At 32.1% G+C, this 11,728-nt stretch carries 14 protein-coding genes; 6 read left to right on the forward strand and 8 right to left on the reverse strand.

Going from position 1 to position 11,728, the window contains the following annotated elements; genetic code table 11:
- Window positions 1-16: 16 nt before the first annotated feature.
- The 4 genes from can to DR871_RS15620 all read right to left on the reverse strand — a co-directional run bounded on the left by can (window position 17) and on the right by DR871_RS15620 (window position 3,392).
- Entirely contained in the window at window positions 17-652 is a 636-nt protein-coding gene (can, locus tag DR871_RS15605) for a carbonate dehydratase (RefSeq protein ID WP_113667103.1), read from the reverse strand.
- A gap of 87 nt (window positions 653-739) precedes the next feature.
- On the reverse strand, window positions 740-2,410 hold the full coding sequence (locus DR871_RS15610) for a SulP family inorganic anion transporter (protein WP_113667102.1): 1,671 nt from the start codon (window positions 2,408-2,410) through the stop codon (window positions 740-742).
- An 87-nt stretch (window positions 2,411-2,497) separates the two neighbouring features.
- Complete coding sequence (locus DR871_RS15615; RefSeq protein ID WP_113667101.1) at window positions 2,498-2,779, reverse strand: hypothetical protein; 282 nt, start codon at window positions 2,777-2,779, stop codon at window positions 2,498-2,500.
- Window positions 2,780-2,912: 133 nt separating this feature from the next.
- Window positions 2,913-3,392 (reverse strand): Dps family protein, encoded by a 480-nt coding sequence (locus tag DR871_RS15620; RefSeq protein ID WP_113667100.1) that lies wholly within the window; start codon window positions 3,390-3,392, stop codon window positions 2,913-2,915.
- A gap of 98 nt (window positions 3,393-3,490) precedes the next feature.
- Here DR871_RS15620 and DR871_RS15625 point away from each other — a divergent pair, with 98 nt between their 5' ends.
- Window positions 3,491-4,435: a hydrogen peroxide-inducible genes activator gene (locus DR871_RS15625; RefSeq protein ID WP_113667099.1), complete on the forward strand. Its 945-nt coding sequence runs from the start codon at window positions 3,491-3,493 to the stop codon at window positions 4,433-4,435.
- A gap of 32 nt (window positions 4,436-4,467) precedes the next feature.
- On the opposite strand, the gene DR871_RS15630 is transcribed toward DR871_RS15625, so the two are convergent.
- Both DR871_RS15630 and mnmD read right to left on the reverse strand, forming a co-directional pair.
- Complete coding sequence (locus DR871_RS15630; protein ID WP_113633621.1) at window positions 4,468-4,665, reverse strand: hypothetical protein; 198 nt, start codon at window positions 4,663-4,665, stop codon at window positions 4,468-4,470.
- A gap of 169 nt (window positions 4,666-4,834) precedes the next feature.
- Window positions 4,835-5,497, reverse strand: coding sequence for a tRNA (5-methylaminomethyl-2-thiouridine)(34)-methyltransferase MnmD (gene mnmD, locus DR871_RS15635; RefSeq protein WP_113667098.1), 663 nt, complete (start codon window positions 5,495-5,497; stop codon window positions 4,835-4,837).
- 300 nt (window positions 5,498-5,797) lie between these two features.
- On the opposite strand from mnmD, the gene DR871_RS15640 reads away from it, so the two are divergent.
- Window positions 5,798-6,865 carry a branched-chain amino acid aminotransferase gene (locus tag DR871_RS15640; protein ID WP_113667097.1) on the forward strand — a complete coding sequence of 356 codons (1,068 nt, stop codon included), beginning with the start codon at window positions 5,798-5,800 and terminating at the stop codon, window positions 6,863-6,865.
- 90 nt (window positions 6,866-6,955) lie between these two features.
- Here DR871_RS15640 and DR871_RS15645 read toward each other — a convergent pair whose 3' ends face one another.
- Window positions 6,956-7,345, reverse strand: a complete 390-nt coding sequence (locus DR871_RS15645; protein ID WP_113667096.1) for a pyrophosphohydrolase domain-containing protein — start codon at window positions 7,343-7,345, stop codon at window positions 6,956-6,958.
- 530 nt (window positions 7,346-7,875) lie between these two features.
- Here DR871_RS15645 and DR871_RS15655 point away from each other — a divergent pair.
- The 4 genes from DR871_RS15655 to DR871_RS15670 all read left to right on the forward strand — a co-directional run bounded on the left by DR871_RS15655 (window position 7,876) and on the right by DR871_RS15670 (window position 10,548).
- The gene (locus tag DR871_RS15655; RefSeq protein WP_113667094.1) at window positions 7,876-8,997 is read left to right on the forward strand and encodes an SRPBCC family protein; all 1,122 of its coding nucleotides are present in this window, start codon (window positions 7,876-7,878) and stop codon (window positions 8,995-8,997) included.
- A gap of 61 nt (window positions 8,998-9,058) precedes the next feature.
- Complete coding sequence (locus tag DR871_RS15660; RefSeq protein ID WP_113667093.1) at window positions 9,059-9,601, forward strand: RNA polymerase sigma factor; 543 nt, start codon at window positions 9,059-9,061, stop codon at window positions 9,599-9,601.
- Window positions 9,602-9,633: 32 nt separating this feature from the next.
- The gene (locus tag DR871_RS15665; protein WP_113667092.1) at window positions 9,634-10,047 is read left to right on the forward strand and encodes a hypothetical protein; all 414 of its coding nucleotides are present in this window, start codon (window positions 9,634-9,636) and stop codon (window positions 10,045-10,047) included.
- A gap of 42 nt (window positions 10,048-10,089) precedes the next feature.
- Window positions 10,090-10,548, forward strand: coding sequence for a sensor of ECF-type sigma factor (locus DR871_RS15670; protein WP_113667091.1), 459 nt, complete (start codon window positions 10,090-10,092; stop codon window positions 10,546-10,548).
- An 84-nt stretch (window positions 10,549-10,632) separates the two neighbouring features.
- Here DR871_RS15670 and DR871_RS15675 read toward each other — a convergent pair whose 3' ends face one another.
- A complete protein-coding gene (locus DR871_RS15675; RefSeq protein ID WP_113667090.1) occupies window positions 10,633-11,655 on the reverse strand; it encodes a quinone-dependent dihydroorotate dehydrogenase in 1,023 nt (340 codons plus the stop codon).
- Between the last annotated feature and the right edge of the window lie 73 nt (window positions 11,656-11,728).

Raw genomic sequence — 11,728 nt, forward strand, 5'->3', positions numbered from 1 at the left:
TACTATAATTCTTTTATTAAAATTTTAACTGGTAAACCGCATCCAAATCTTTTTCGGAACTGATGTTAACCTCTAAATCTGTTACAAAACCCGAGTTAAGTCCATAAGCCCATCCGTGTAAAGTCAAATCTTGACCGTTTCTCCAAGCTGCCTGAACGATTGATGTTTTAGCTAAATCAAAAACCTGTTCTTTTACGTTCAATTCTACAAAAGTATTAAAACGATCTGTTTCATCCTCAATTGAATCTAAATAAGCACTATGCAAACGATATACATCTTTGATGTGACGAATCCAGTTATCAATAATACCAATAGAATCATTGCCCATTGCCGCTTTAACACCACCGCAACCATAATGTCCACAAACTAAAACGTGTTTTACTTTCAATACATTCACGGCATAATCCAAAACACTCAACATATTCATGTCAGAGTGAACGACCATATTAGCAATGTTTCTGTGTACAAAAACTTCACCTGGTTTTGCTCCGACAATTTCATTAGCAGGAACACGACTATCCGAACACCCAATCCATAATAATGGTGGTGTTTGACCTTTGGCAAGATCTTGGAAATAATTAGGGTCACTTGCTAAGGAAGTTTCCACCCATTTTTTATTGTTTTCTAATATTTTTTTATAAAAATCGCTCATAATTTTTGTTTAATTATTATTTTAATACAAACGTTCTGTGACTGTACTACAATGTAAAGGAACTATTTTTCAGCTTGAATTCCTTACTTAGTTGCCATTATCTTGTTTAAGAAATTCTACGTCGGTGATTTCTTTTTTAACCATAACTCTTTTAGCCGCATCATAATAGTGCTCAATTGAAACATGATTCTGAGTTTCAATACTATTTTCCAGATGATAGGCTTTTTTAAATCCTTTTAATTTTACCTTAATGTTGTTGTCTAACGCTCTTGTAGTTTTAAACTCGTAGATTAAATCCAAAATATCATGTGCAATGTAAACCGTATCTTTTGCATCAATGATCACTTTTGAATTCTCCGGAAGATGATTCAAGGTTTGTTTAATGGCTGCTTTATTCAAAAAAGAGACTTCTTGAGCCAAATCAATATGAATCACATCACCATCGGCATATTGTTCTTTTCTAAAAAAGTAAGCTCTCTTGAGATTTCCCTTTAAAACAAAAATAATACTGATGATAATCCCCAAGGTTACACCTTTCAATAAATCTAAAAATACTACAGCTAGTAATGTGGCAATAAAAGGCACAAACTGATATTTCCCTTTTTCCCAAAAATGTATAAATGTTGCCGGTTTTGCTAATTTATACCCTACCAAAATTAAGATAGCTGCCAAAGTAGCCAAAGGAATTTTGTTCAGAATCGCTGGAATAGCAAGTACACTTACTAATAACAATGATCCGTGAATAATAGTCGACAGTTTAGATTTTGCCCCCGAATTGCTGTTCGCAGAGGAACGCACAATCACTGATGTCAATGGTAAACCACCTAAAAGTGAACTCACCATATTACCAATTCCTTGCGCTTTTAATTCCATATTCGTGTCAGTGTACCGTTTTTGTACATCCATTCGATCGGCAGCTTCTATACTCAATAATGTCTCAATAGACGCTACAATAGCTATGGTCAATGCAACCACCCATACTTTAGGATTCATTACTCCAGAAAGATTTGGCGTAACAATAATTGCTTTAAATTCCTCGAAAGAAGATGGAACCGGTAGCGAAACTAAATGTTCTTTTCCTATAGCTAATGCACTTCCGCTAGCCATGAAAATCTCATTTAAAATAACACCCAAAGCCACCGCAATTAAAGCTCCTGGAACTAATTTTAATTTTTTCAAGAAAGGAACTTTATCCCAAGAAATCAAAATAACCATAGAAACTACTGTGATTACAATTGAGCCAATTTGAATGTAATCAAAAATACTAAACAGCGTAGAAAAGGTGTTGCTGCCATCCGTTTGTGAAAACGCTTGATCTCCTTCAAAATCATTATCGTATCCAAAAGCGTGTGGCAATTGTTTGAGAATAATGATAATTCCGATACCTGCCAGCATTCCCTCAATAACATTCGTGGGGAAATAATTAGAAATACTTCCCGCTTTTGCAAATCCTAATATTAATTGTACCAGACCTGCGATGAAAACTGCAGTTAAAAAAATATCAAAAGCACCTAAATCCGTGATTGCCGTAAGAACAATAGCTGTTAAACCCGCAGCTGGACCGGATACGCTTATATGTGAAGTACTTAAATATCCTACTACTATTCCTCCTACAATTCCTGAAATAATTCCTGAAAACAAGGGAGCTCCTGAAGCCATTGCAATACCTAAACACAATGGTAGCGCCACCAAAAAAACCACTAAACCAGATGCGAAATCGGATTTAAGGTTAGCAAAAAGATTAATTTTTTTTGACATAATACCTAACTAAAATTGAATACAGCGTTTTTTTCGCAGAAAGTAATGCGAGGAAAGATTTTGAAATAATTCAAAATCATACTTGTATTAAACCTCGTTGGGTGGGGGAATAAATATCGAGGACGTGATCTTATCTTGCTTTGATAGATTTTCAGATAGAATGGCGCTAGAAGATGATTCTACTGGAACAATAACTTCTGAAAAATAATCGGTATAAAGAAAAGCCTTGATTTCTTTAAGCGCATGTTCTTCTTCTGAGATGCCATAGAAAATAGATATATCAGCGCTTTTCTCAATCACAGTAACAATTGTTGGTGTGACAAGAAATGCGAAAAATATGATTAAAAATATTTTAGATATAATTTTCATTGTCGCAAAAATAGAATTAAGTTCATTAGAAAAAACATAAGTTCTAATAAATTTAAAAAAAAATTAACATTCAAAAAAAAACCAGAATACAATCTTATGATTCCATCTGGCTTATTCTATTTCGTTCCTAAAACTATAAGGTTTCTTCCAACCAAGCTTGCATCATCCAAATTGTTTTTTCTTGCTCTGATATAAAATCACTCATCATTGAGTTGGTTCCTTCATCATTAATTTCCCCAGATTTAGTAAGAATCCCTCTTTCTATTTTTAGCAAATGTGACAATGAAGTAACAATCAAATGAACCGCTTTCTCGTCGTTTGAAACATTCTTCCCTACTACTAATTGATTATTTTTTATGTAATCCTCAAAAGTATGCAGTGGAGTTCCCCCAACTGTAAGAACCCTTTCAGCGATTAAATCAATTTTGATTTGGGCATCTGTGTACAATTCTTCAAATTTAACATGTAAATCAAAAAAACGTTTCCCTCTTATATTCCAATGAATTCCTCTTAAATTTTGATAATACACTTGAAAATTAGACAACAAAATATTCAATTCACTCACGATCAATTCTGATTCTTTAACTGGTAATCCTAAAATATTTGTTTTCATAATTTATTGTTTTAAACAAAAATACGCAAGAAAACGCCACTTTACACTATAAGTCAAATTGATTGTTTTTATATTTGCATTAGATATTACTATAAAAAATGACAATAACTCAATTAAAATATGTTTTGGCTGTAGCCGAACACAAAAATTTCACTCTTGCGGCCGAAAAATGCTTTGTAACTCAACCTACATTGAGCATGCAAATTCAGAAAATTGAAGAAGAGTTAAGCATTCAGATATTTGACCGATCCAAAAAACCAATTCAACTTACTGATATCGGTCAAAAAATAGTCAATCAAGCTAAAAATATCGTCAACGAAGCTGATCGTATACAAGATATTGTAGAACAGCAAAAAGGATTTATAGGCGGCGAATTCAGATTAGGAATAATTCCTACTATAATGCCTACTTTATTACCAATGTTCCTCAATAATTTCATTAAAAAATATCCAAAAGTAAAACTCATCATCGAAGAGTTGAATACCGACGAAATTATTACAAAACTTAATAATGGTCATCTGGATGCAGCCATAGCCGCAACTCCATTATTAGAAGATAAAATCAAGGAAATAGTATTGTATTTTGAACCTTTTGTGGCGTACATTCCGGAAACTCACCATAATTTTCAAAAGGAAGAAATAGAAGTTTCCGATCTAAACTTAGACGAGATTCTGTTATTGCAAGATGGTCATTGTTTTAGAGACGGAATTTTAAATTTGTGCAAAAACAACAGCAGCAAAAATGAAATTGGACATTTTCAATTAGAAAGTGGCAGTTTTGAAACCTTAATAAAACTAGCCGATGAGGGTCTGGGAACAACATTACTTCCTTATTTGCATACACTGGATTTAAAAGATAAAGATAAATTAAAGCTTCGCCATTTCAAGGAACCAAAACCGGCACGGGAAGTCAGCCTTATTTTTCCTAAAAGCGAATTGAAAATTCAAATAATTGAAGCTCTTAGAAGTACAATTGCCGGAGTCATAAAAGGTGCAATTGTTTTTCAGAACGTACAAATTATAAGTTCTATTCATAAAAAATAAAAAAAAGGAACCGTTTTTGCGGTTCCTTTTTTTTATGAATTTACAATAAGTAAACATTGTTTTAACTCTGGTTTTCCTATCGTATAGTTCAATAACCATTCTCGCAATTGTTCCATTTCATAAGGCAACAACATTTTGATGGCTTTTTCTAACTCTTTGCAAAAAAGCAACGGATCAAAACTTACTCTTTCTAGGACTGATTTTGTATAATCATACATGATTTTCGACATAGTAAATGAAGATTTTAAGTTAGATTTTAATAATAAATCGGTGTAAAAATACATTAATTATAATTGTAACATAATTATTTAACGTAGTTTTTAGTTTTTTATTTCAGATACAATTTACATCAATAAAACAAAAACAAACTATTGAAAACAAAGGTTTTAACAACTCTATTTAGTTTTTTGTAGCCCGAAACATTTCTCTTTTTCCCGGTGGCCCTGCGAGTTTTTCAACAGTAAAACCTACTTCAATCATGCTCCTTTTTACCACACCTCTGGCTGCATAGGTAACCAGCACTCCATTTGGTTTGAGCGCATTATACATTTTTTCGAAAATTGCTGTACTCCACAATTCAGGTTGTACTCTATATCCAAAAGCATCGAAATAAATCAAGTCAAATTTATTTTCATCATTGATTTCTTCAAAAAATTGTTTTCTTTTCGTCAATGTGAAATCATCATCCAGAATAATTTTTTCTTCCCAATTACTTTGATGCATGGTGTCAAAAATTGAACTTTGTTCCACTGCATTAAGTTCTTCTACATAATTCATCGACACTATTTCCTCTACCGTAATTGGATACGCTTCCACTCCAACATAATCAATGCTTTGATTCCTTTTTTTTGACTCCAAAAAAGTAATAAAAGCATTAAGGCCGGTACCAAAACCAATTTCTAAAATAGAAACATTCCTGTCTGGAAACAGCGAAAGTCCGTTTTTTATAAATACGTGCTGCGCTTCCTGAATGGCGCCATGTTTAGAATGATAACATTCGTCCCATTCCGCTATGTGGATGGTTGTTGAACCATCAAGTGTTTGGATTATTTCTCTTTTCAAAATTATTTTCTAAAGTTATTCGAGTGTGAAATTTTTTAAACTTGTCAAAATTAATGAAAACTAATGCGTTTACTGCTGATAAATCACTATTTATTATGTAATCGATAGAATTAAGCTCATTTTTTTTTTATTTTCTAAAACGTAAACAAATCGTAGTCAAAGGCTATAATTAATATTGTTTTGATAAGTAATTTGCTGATTTTTATTTAATTTTGCAAATATTAAACGCCAATTTATAGAAACCAGATTTTTTAAGCTTTAGCTAAAACTTTAAAAAAAATTAAAAAACAATACATTATTATGAGTACCACTCAAACTAACAAAATTGAAATTATAAAATCCGCTACTTCAAAAATAAGTGAAGTAGATTTTGAAAACTTAAGCTTTGGTTCCGTTTTCACAGATCATTTATTTGAATGTGATTTTAAAAATGGAGAATGGCAACAACCGGTCATTAAACCTTATGCTCCCTTTTTGTTAGACCCATCAACAAGAGTTTTTCATTACGGCCAAGCTATATTTGAGGGCATGAAAGCCTACAAGGATAGGAATGATGCTGTTTGGCTTTTTAGACCTGACGAAAACTACAAACGTTTCAATAAATCCGCAGTGAGAATGGCCATGCCTGAAGTTCCTGAAGAAATATTCATGAATGGGTTGAATCAATTGTTGCAATTGGATGAAGCTTGGATCAAAAAAGGTAAAGGGAACGCGATGTATATCCGACCATTTATGATTGCTACCGGAACAGGTGTGATTGCAAATCCATCCAATGACTACAAATTCATGATCATTTTATCTCCAGTAACATCTTATTACTCTGGTGATGTCAAAGTACTTATAGCGGAACATTTTAGTAGAGCTGCTAATGGAGGAATTGGAGCTGCAAAGGCTGCGGGTAATTACGCTGCGCAGTTCTATCCGACTGAATTAGCTAACAAGGAAGGATTCCAACAAGTAATTTGGACAGATGATGCCACGCATACCAAACTAGAAGAAGCAGGAACAATGAATGTTTTCTTTAGAATAAACGAAACGCTTTTGACTGCTCCGGTTAGTGAAAGAATTCTTGATGGTGTTACTAGAAAAACACTAATCGACTTGGCTAAAAGTGAAGGAATTGCTGTAGAGGTTCGTCCGGTTTTAGTTTCTGAACTTGTTGAAGCTGCGAAAAACGGAACTTTAAAAGAAATTTTTGGTGCAGGAACAGCGGCTGTAATAAGTCCGATATCAGGATTTTCATACCAAGACGTATACTATGAATTGCCAAAAATTGAAAAAACAGTAGCAATTCAGTTGAAAGACAAATTGACTAATATTCAAAATAAACTAGAAGAAGATACTTTTGGATGGACTGTTAAAATATAATTTTTCAACATTATGAATGCATACAAAAAGCGATTTTCACCATGAAAATCGCTTTTTGTATTTTGTAGATATTAAGACTCCGCCAATACTCTATTTATGTTCTAATATTTTAGAAAAATCAGGTTTAAAATAATTTGGTCCTTTCATCACTTTGCCATCTTCACGGTAAATAGGGTTCCCGTCTTCGCCTAACTTACTCATATTACTACGTTGGATTTCGTCAAAAACTTCCTCTATTTTGTGTTGTAAACCATGTTCAATAATGGTACCGCAGAGAATGTACATCATGTCCCCTAATGCGTCCGCAATTTCTATTAAGTCATTATTTTTAACTGCTTCAAGATATTCTTCGTTTTCCTCTTTCATTAAATTAAAGCGAAGTTCATGCTTACTTTCGCCTAAATTAGCTATTGGAATTTCACTGTGTCCAATTTTAAAAGCAGTATGAAATTCTTTCACTGAGTTTATCTGTTTTTGCATCTTTTTATTTTGTTAAATGAAAAGGCAAATTAGCAACTATTTCTAAACTATTAACTAAATTTGCCTGAAATAATTTAAACTATGTTCAGTCAAGGTCAATTAGTGTTTGCAGGCTTGTTTTTTGTTGCATTTGTTATTGCTGCAATTTATTCCTATCGAAAGGATATCAAAATACACAATGAGTTTTACAAGGGGAACTACAAAATTGTAATAGGATTTGTAGTTTTTATTGGTATTTTGTTCCTGATAAAAGTATTTTTTAAACGTTAGTTTTCTCTAAACAAAGAATCCAATTCCACTGTAAAGTGGATTTTTTTGTTTTGAAAAACATCGGAATTAACTATCAAAATTCTTGTTTTTGTATGAAATTTTAAATTTAATACATTTATAATCAATTCTTTAACCCCATCAGTACATACACAAACTATACATCCATTTTTTTAAACAAATTACCATCATATTTATTTAACACTTTCTGCTACTTGTAAATTAAATCTTTAACTTTACAAAAATTAATAAACCTGTGTATTATGAGGATTTTAAAATATTTATTTCTTTTACTGCTGCTTAGTTTTGTGGCTTTATCCATTTTTGTAGCTACTCAAAAAGGAGATTTTACCGTAGAAAGAAGTAAAATCATAAATTCTCCAAAATCAAACGTTTTTAATTTTGTCAATGATTACAGAAACTGGGAAGATTTTGGTTCATGGATTACCGCAGATCCAGAGATTAAAATTAATTATCCAGGTAAAACAATTGGTCCAGGAGCATCGTATTCATGGGAAGGAAAAGATGGAAACGGCGATATGAAAACTCTTTTTGTAAAAGAAAACGATAGTATTTCTCAGAAAATGAACTTTGGTGGTTCTGAATCTTCGGTTTTTTGGAAATTTAAAGATACCATTGGAGGAACAAAAGTAACTTGGAAAACAATTGGAAAAATGAGTTTTTCTATGAAAGTATACACCGCATTTAATGGCGGTATCGATAAAATCATTGGTGAAATGTATGAAAAAAGCTTAGCTAATCTTGATAAAACGCTAGATTTTGAAATAAACACCTATACGGTAAAAGTGAACGGACCAGCTAAAAAAACTGGAACCTTTTATTTGAAACAAACCTTCAACAGTAAAATTTCGACCGTTATTAAAAATTCAAGAATCGTATTTTATAAAATCATTACGTTCTGTAAACAAAATAATATCGAGTTGAATGGAAAACCATTTTTACTCTATCACACCTATGATTTAGCAAGTGGATTGACCAAAGTTTCGTTTTGTGTGCCCATAAAAACTCAAATTTTAACAAGTTCAGGAAGTGATATTTTAGCTGGAAAACTTGAACCATTCGACGCCATTAAAACAACATTAAACGGTAATTATTCCCATACTCAAAAAGCACTGGATCAAACAAAAATATACCTTAATGCTAATAAAATTGTAACAGATCTTGCGTTTTCACACTTGGAAGTTTTCACAACAGGTATAGCAGAAATTAAAAATCCTTCAAAATGGGTCACTGAAATTTACTATCCTTTGCAGCCAAAAATAATTCCAGTCAAATCTTATGTTCCAGCTGCCATTAAGAAAGTAGAGCCAGCAATAACTCCTGAACCAGTTATGAATAAGGAAGAAGAGCAATCTGAATTTTAAATTATTATTGAGTGGATTAAACCTTTTTGAAAAATTACACTCTAACCTATAAATAATAATTTTGCAAGAGGAACAGGAATTTATTCAGCAATTGTTATCCCCTAAAACGCATAATCAAGCGTTTCAGCGGTTGATTGCAGATTATCAAAGACCACTTTACAATCACATTCGTAATATCGTTTTGAACCACGATGATACAGATGATGTTTTGCAAAATACTTTTATTAAAGTATTTCAAAATTTAAAGAATTTTAAAGGCGAAAGCAAACTATTTTCATGGATGTATCGTATTGCTACCAATGAAGCTTTGACTTTTTTAAAACAAAAATCAAAAATAAGTGGCATCTCATCTGAAACATTGCAAAACAAAACGTTGGATAATCTAGAAGCTGATGTGTTTTTTGACGGAAATGATATTCAAATAAAATTGCAAAAAGCTATTGCACTATTACCTGAGAAACAACAATTGATTTTTAAAATGAAATATTTTGAAGAACTCAAGTATGAAGAAATTTCTGAAATCTTAGGAACTTCCGTTGGTGGATTAAAAGCATCCTATCATATCGCAGTAAAAAAAATAGAAGCTTTTGTATCTACTAATTAAACCTTTTTATACTAACTACGTCTAAAGAAAATATGAAAACATTTAAATTAGAAAACGAGCCTAAAATTGAAACCGGATTTAAAACACCGGATCATTATTTTGAAAATTTCTCAGTCAAAATGATGCAGCAATTGCCTGCAAGGGAACCAAAAGTTATTTCTATTTTTCAAAAAAGGAAAAATTTAATTCTTATGGTGGCAGCCGTTTTAGTACTTGCTATGATGATTCCAATTTTTAATTACTCATCTGCCAGCAGCAATGAATTGGATGCAACTGAATTAGAAAATTATATCACCTATCAATCTAATCTAAATCAATATGATTTGATAAGTGGCCTAGAAGATGAGGACATTAACAACATGAATACAAGTATTGCAATAGAGGATGAAGCGATAGAAGATCTTTTATCTGGAAATTCAAATTTGGAAAATCTTATTTTAGAATAAATAACAAACTTGCTTTTTAAGCTTTAATTAAAAAATCACAAAATGAACGTTAGAAAATTATTACCCCTACTCTTTTTATTTGTTTCATTCAGCTTTTACGCTCAAGGCGAAAGTATGAAAGAAAAAAGAGAAAAAATAAAAGCGTTGAAAGTAGCTTTTTTTACCACTGAGCTTGATTTTACAGCTAATGAGGCTGAAAAGTTCTGGCCGCTTTACAACACATTTGATGACAAACAATTTGAACTAAGACATCAAAAAATGCGCGCTTATATGAAAAGAATGAGTGATGGCTCATTAGATAAAATATCTGAAAAAGAAGCTAATAATTTCTTAGTTCAAATGGAAGAAACTGAAGAAGAGTTATTTTTATTGCGAAAAAAATTCACTCAAAATTTGCGAGGCGTATTACCTTCAGTGAAAATCATTAAACTTAGAAAGGCTGAAGAAGATTTCAATAGAAAATTGCTCCATCAATATCGTAATAAAAGCCAAAAAAAATAATTGCTTTAATTTTATTAGTTCAACGAAAAGAGACTCTATATTCATAATTGATACAGAGTCTCTTTTTATTTAAGTAAAGTAAAACTACTGTAATCTTTCTAAAAGTTTCTTATTTATGGCCTTTACCAATGCTGGTCCTTCGTAAATAAAACCGGTGTACAACTGAATTAAACTTGCTCCGGCATCTAGTTTTTCAATTGCATCTTCAGCAGAATGAATTCCTCCTACTCCAATAATAGGGAAGGCTTTATTGCTTTTTTGAGATAAAAATCGGATTACTTCAGTAGAACGATGTGTCAATGGTTTTCCTGACAATCCACCCATTTCTGTTTTATTTTCGGATTGCAACCCTTCACGAGAAATCGTGGTATTAGTAGCAATAACCCCCGCAATTTTAGTTTCTTTTACAATATCAATAATATCAAGCAATTGTTCATCTGTTAAATCTGGGGCAATTTTTAATAAAATTGGCTTTTGCTTTGGCTTAGCCAAATTCTTATTTTGGAGCGTCTGCAAAAGTTGTGTCAACGGTTCTTTATCTTGTAATGCTCGAAGATTTGGTGTGTTTGGCGAACTCACATTAACCACAAAATAATCGACATAATCGTATAAAGCGTCAAAACATATTTCGTAATCAGAAGTCGCTTCTTCGTTTGGTGTCAACTTGTTTTTCCCAATGTTTCCACCAATCAAAACGCCTTTGTTTTGTTTCAAACGTTCCACTGCTTCTTGAACTCCGCCGTTGTTAAATCCCATTCGGTTGATGATGGCGCTGTCTTCTTTCAAGCGAAACAATCGTTTTTTGGGATTTCCTTCCTGACCTTTTGGAGTCAACGTTCCTATCTCGATAAAACCAAAACCAAAATTGGACAATTCCTTATACAATTTTGCATCTTTATCAAAACCTGCTGCAAGACCTACTGGATTTTTAAATTTTAATCCGAAAACTTCGGTTTCTAATTTGACATCATTTACTTCATAAAGCGCTTTAAAAAGAGCTGTAAATCCGGGAATTTTAGACAAAAAGCGAATCAATGAAAAAGTAAAATAATGCACTTTTTCAGGATTAAACCAAAAAAGTATAGGGCGTAAGAGTAATTTGTACATGTTGGTGTTGTTGTGTTGTGCAAAAATAGAATTATCTAACCGATAAATAAATATTTGGAAAATAATTTTTAAA

The organism is Flavobacterium petrolei, from assembly GCF_003314435.2.
GTDB lineage: Bacteria > Bacteroidota > Bacteroidia > Flavobacteriales > Flavobacteriaceae > Flavobacterium > Flavobacterium petrolei.